This is a genomic window from Mycobacterium sp. THU-M104 (assembly GCF_049197365.1).
Classification (GTDB): Bacteria; Actinomycetota; Actinomycetes; order Mycobacteriales; family Mycobacteriaceae; genus Mycobacterium.
Window position 1 is genome coordinate 1 of the sequence record NZ_JBMIOP010000021.1, and the last position, 3656, is coordinate 3656.

6 protein-coding genes are annotated in these 3656 nt (G+C 63.3%); 3 read left to right on the forward strand and 3 right to left on the reverse strand.

The features are described 5' to 3' along the window. Positions 1–121, reverse strand: a 121-nt coding sequence (locus ACOJVU_RS01870; protein ID WP_421528223.1) for a beta-ketoacyl synthase N-terminal-like domain-containing protein, incomplete at its 3' end; no start/stop codon positions are given. Between the two features lie 724 nt (positions 122–845). Between ACOJVU_RS01870 and ACOJVU_RS01875 the strand changes: the two genes are divergently transcribed. From ACOJVU_RS01875 to ACOJVU_RS01885, 3 genes are all read left to right on the forward strand, one after another. Continuing rightward, a complete protein-coding gene (locus ACOJVU_RS01875; RefSeq protein WP_421528218.1) occupies positions 846–1055 on the forward strand; it encodes a transposase in 210 nt (69 codons plus the stop codon). A gap of 26 nt (positions 1056–1081) precedes the next feature. Then, positions 1082–1678, forward strand: a complete 597-nt coding sequence (locus ACOJVU_RS01880; RefSeq protein ID WP_421528219.1) for a transposase — start codon at positions 1082–1084, stop codon at positions 1676–1678. A gap of 231 nt (positions 1679–1909) precedes the next feature. Further along, a complete protein-coding gene (locus ACOJVU_RS01885) occupies positions 1910–2467 on the forward strand; it encodes a TetR/AcrR family transcriptional regulator (protein ID WP_421528220.1) in 558 nt (185 codons plus the stop codon). Between the two features lie 322 nt (positions 2468–2789). Here ACOJVU_RS01885 and ACOJVU_RS01890 read toward each other — a convergent pair whose 3' ends face one another. Continuing rightward, positions 2790–2945: a hypothetical protein gene (locus ACOJVU_RS01890; protein WP_421528221.1), complete on the reverse strand. Its 156-nt coding sequence runs from the start codon at positions 2943–2945 to the stop codon at positions 2790–2792. A 57-nt stretch (positions 2946–3002) separates the two neighbouring features. Next, a partial coding sequence (locus ACOJVU_RS01895) for a phosphopantetheine-binding protein (protein ID WP_421528222.1) occupies positions 3003–3656 on the reverse strand: 654 nt, incomplete at its 5' end.

Genomic DNA, 3656 nt, shown 5'->3' on the forward strand with positions numbered 1-3656 from the left:
ACGTCCCGGCTTCGACCCCGTCTGCGATCAGATCCCAGAAGTCCCGGGGGCCGGCCGCGGACGGGAACCTGCACGCGAGCCCGATGATCGCCACGTCCGTCGGCCGCGCGGGTTGCTTCACGGAATGAGGTCTGGCACGACCGGCGTCGCTCGTCGATCCGCGGCGCATGACCCGACCTCCCGCCCCGAGATGGCTGTGGGTATCGTAACGCCGACGCTCGTCATGACGCCGCGTTCGGCGGGCCTGCCGCCGCCCTCGGTCGCGCGCGCGTCCACACCGAGAAACCGTTGCATGACCGGGAATCGTAGCGCGCAAGCCGCGCTGCTTGAGAGCGCGGTTAGCGCATCAAGTTGGTGCTGCCAGTGCAGTATCACAGAGGATCGTGACCTGTTTTCGGCCTACCTCGGACTGCACGTCCGCACCCAGGCCGATGGGGTCGATCGGCTGCAAGTCCACGACGTCGGTGAATCGCCGAAGTCCAGTCGTAGTGCATCAGCACGCAAGCGGCGAGGCCGCAGACGTCCGCCCTCGCGCAGGTCCGTGGCGCGCATCAAAGCCATGAATAAAGCCAAAACCATGGTGCGACAGAGCCGCTCGGCGCGAACCTCCACTACCGGCCAGCCCACAGCGATAGCCGCATAAGCGCCTATCGAGACAGCCGGCTGGCACAAGGAATCCCCGCAGTTCAGGTCGCTGCCGACCGCATAATGGATAGCAGGGTGCGCAGTTCTTCTTTGGCGATCCAAGCCGACACGATCTGGCCACTGCTGTCTTCGAACGTGTTTGGAAAGGGGGCGGTGCGCCTACGCGACTGCTGTGGCTCATGTGATCAATGTGATCATTCATGTGTGCGTGCGAACTGAAGCCATATCCGTCGGACCTGACCGATGCGCAATGGGCACTGATTGCGTCGATGGTGGAGCCGCGCCCGGGCGGGCGCCCGGCGACCCATCCGCGCCGCCGGATCGTGGAGGCGATCTTGTATCTGAACCGGACGGGCTGCTCGTGGCGCCAACTGCCGCATGACTGTCCGCCGTGGGAGACGGTCTACTAGTAGTTCAAGACCTGGAACGAGACGGTGTGACCGACTGCATCCACAACGCGCTGCGCGCGGCGGTACGCGATGCGGCTGGGCGTGACCCGATGGTCAGCGCCACGATCGTGGACGCCCAGTCGGTCAAGGGCGCCGACACCGTCGGCGCCGACAGCCGCGGATATGGCGCCGGCAAGAAGATCAACGGGCACAAAAGACACATCGTCGTCGACACGTTGGGCCTGCTCGTCGTCGTGCTGGTGACTTCGGCGAACCTGCAGGATCGCGACGGCGGGCGTCGCGTCCTGGACCGCGTCCGGATGGCGATGCCCTCGATCGCGCTGGTCTGGGCCGACGGCGGTTACGCGGGCAATCTGGTCGCTTGGGTCGCCCGGTACTGTCGGATCCTGCTGGAGATCGTGCAGGAAACCCGAGGGGCAGCGCACTTTCGAGGTTCTGCCGCACCGTTGGGTGGTGGAACGAACGCTGTCCTGGCTGGTGCGCTGGCGCCGACTCGACCGCGATTACGAACGCCTTCCCGCCCATTCCGGAACCCTGGTCAAATGGGCCATGATCGGCCTCATGGCACGACGTCTGGCGCCCCTACCCGGACGGCGGCCGCGGCAACCGGCACACCCCCGTGAACCCCTTTCCAAACACGTTCAAGTTACCGAACAGTAGCAATGTCCTAACGCAGGTCATAGCCTAGAAGTCGTGAAGAAAAACGACCAAACCGGGGCCAACTCAGGTGATCACACGCAGGCATTCCTGCGTGAGGCATGGACCAGATTTTGAGGGCATCGGTGGGTGTTGAACGCATTGTCTAATAACGACATCAGTTGGCTTATCCAGCATGAATCCACTATCGTCTTTGCATGACGCGATGCCGGCTCAAGCCGCAGCAGCGACGCGAACAGTTGCTCGATGTCGGAGCAGCAATGTTTGCGGAGAGGCCCTACGAAGAAGTCTGCGTGGACCAAATTGCGGCCCGCGCCGGCGTGTCGAGAGCGCTTTTGTACCACTACTTTTCGAGCAAGCGCGACCTTTACGTGTCGATATTCAAACGAGGAACTAACCGGTTGCTGGCCCGAGCCAATCACGATCCGCAACTGCCGCTGGCGAAACAGCTCGCCGCCGGCGTTGAATCCTATATTCAATACTTCGCCGACCACCCGTTCGAGGCAATCGCTATCAATCGCGGCGCATTAGCCGATGACCCGGAGATTCAGGCGATAATCAGCGACGAACTGAATATCGTTGGCAAATGCATGATCCAGCAACTTGTCGCGGAAGGTCGCAACCGCGATATCACCGAAATTGTCGTCGAGGGCTGGTTGGCGTTTATTCGCGCAGTTTGCGTAAAATGGGTTCAGTCGCAAAAAATCACGCGCTCCGAACTCACTGACGTGTGCCTTCGTGCTTGGATCTACTGACGGTTCCCCGGGTGCGGTTCATGCTGCTGGACCGGGTAGCGCCGGACGTAGGTTGCCGCGAGTGAGGATGGCCATGCCGATCAACGCTTCGGGGCTGTGAAATCCGGAGGCGCACTTAAGAGCGCATGGCTGTGACCTGCGGTTTTTGTGCCAGGAGTTCGGTGCTAGGGATGCTAATGGTATGGCTCACAAATAAATAGGTGGTTGTTCGGTGTTCTGGTGGGGCGAGTGCACCAGCAGTGCCGTTGCCGTTGTCGGCCGGTGAGCGGGAAACGTTGGAGAGGCTGGCGCGGGCGCAGTCGGCACCGCATCGTCAGGTGCTTCAGGCCAGGGCGTTGTTGGGCGCTGGCGATGGGGTGGCCAACATGGTGATCGCCGAGGAGGTGGGGGTGACGGCGCGCACGCCGCGCCTGCTGTCACCGTTGGTCGCGGCCGCGTCCGCACCGAGAAGCTGCCGCATGAAAGGAACCCGTTGCATGAAAACGAACGTCCCGCTGCTCACCACTGTGCGAAACAGTGAGGCGGCCAGTTCCGGCTAGGGCCCGACATCCTCATCGAGGAGCGCGAAGAGCTGACTTTCGGTGGCGGTGGTGATGTCGTCATCGAACGGGGCTTCCGAATACGCCGGTTCGGGTGGCGCGGTCAGGTCGGCGAGCATGGCCTGCAGCCGACCCCCCAACCGTGCCTTGTCCTCGGGGCTCCAGTCGGGTCGGTCCAGCACGGTTTGGAGTTGTCTGGCCGCGTCGTTGAACCGGGCCAGTGGATCCTGCTGTGTGTCGACGGACGGTGTTGGGCTGCTGGCAAGTTCGGCGTCGAGGTATTCGGCCAGAGCTGATGGCGTCGGGTGATCGAAGATCACCGTAGGCGACAGGGTCAGCCCCGTCGCCGTCTTGAGCCGGTTGCGCAACTCGACCGCGGTCAGCGAATCGAACCCCAGGTCCTGAAAAGCCTTGTCGCCCTCGATGTCGGCGACACTTTGGCCCAACACGGTCGCGGCATTGCCGCAGACCAGGCCCACGAGTTCGCGGTGGCGCTGCTCGGCGGTCATATCCTCCAGCCGCGCCCGCAATCCGGTCGCCGCGACGGCCGCGACGGCGTCGGCGACAACGCGTCGTGCCGGCCGGGCAGCCAGCTCGGCCAACAGCGGAGGTAGATCGGGAGCGTTGCCGGACAACGTCATCCGGTCCAG

Bases quoted from the DNA above. Each gene is read 5' to 3' on its own strand.
- ACOJVU_RS01885 (WP_421528220.1), top strand. From the start codon at position 1,910: ATGACGCGATGCCGGCTCAAGCCGCAGCAGCGACGCGAACAGTTGCTC.
- ACOJVU_RS01890 (WP_421528221.1), bottom strand. From the start codon at position 2,945: ATGCAACGGGTTCCTTTCATGCGGCAGCTTCTCGGTGCGGACGCGGCC.
- ACOJVU_RS01875 (WP_421528218.1), top strand. From the start codon at position 846: ATGTGTGCGTGCGAACTGAAGCCATATCCGTCGGACCTGACCGATGCG.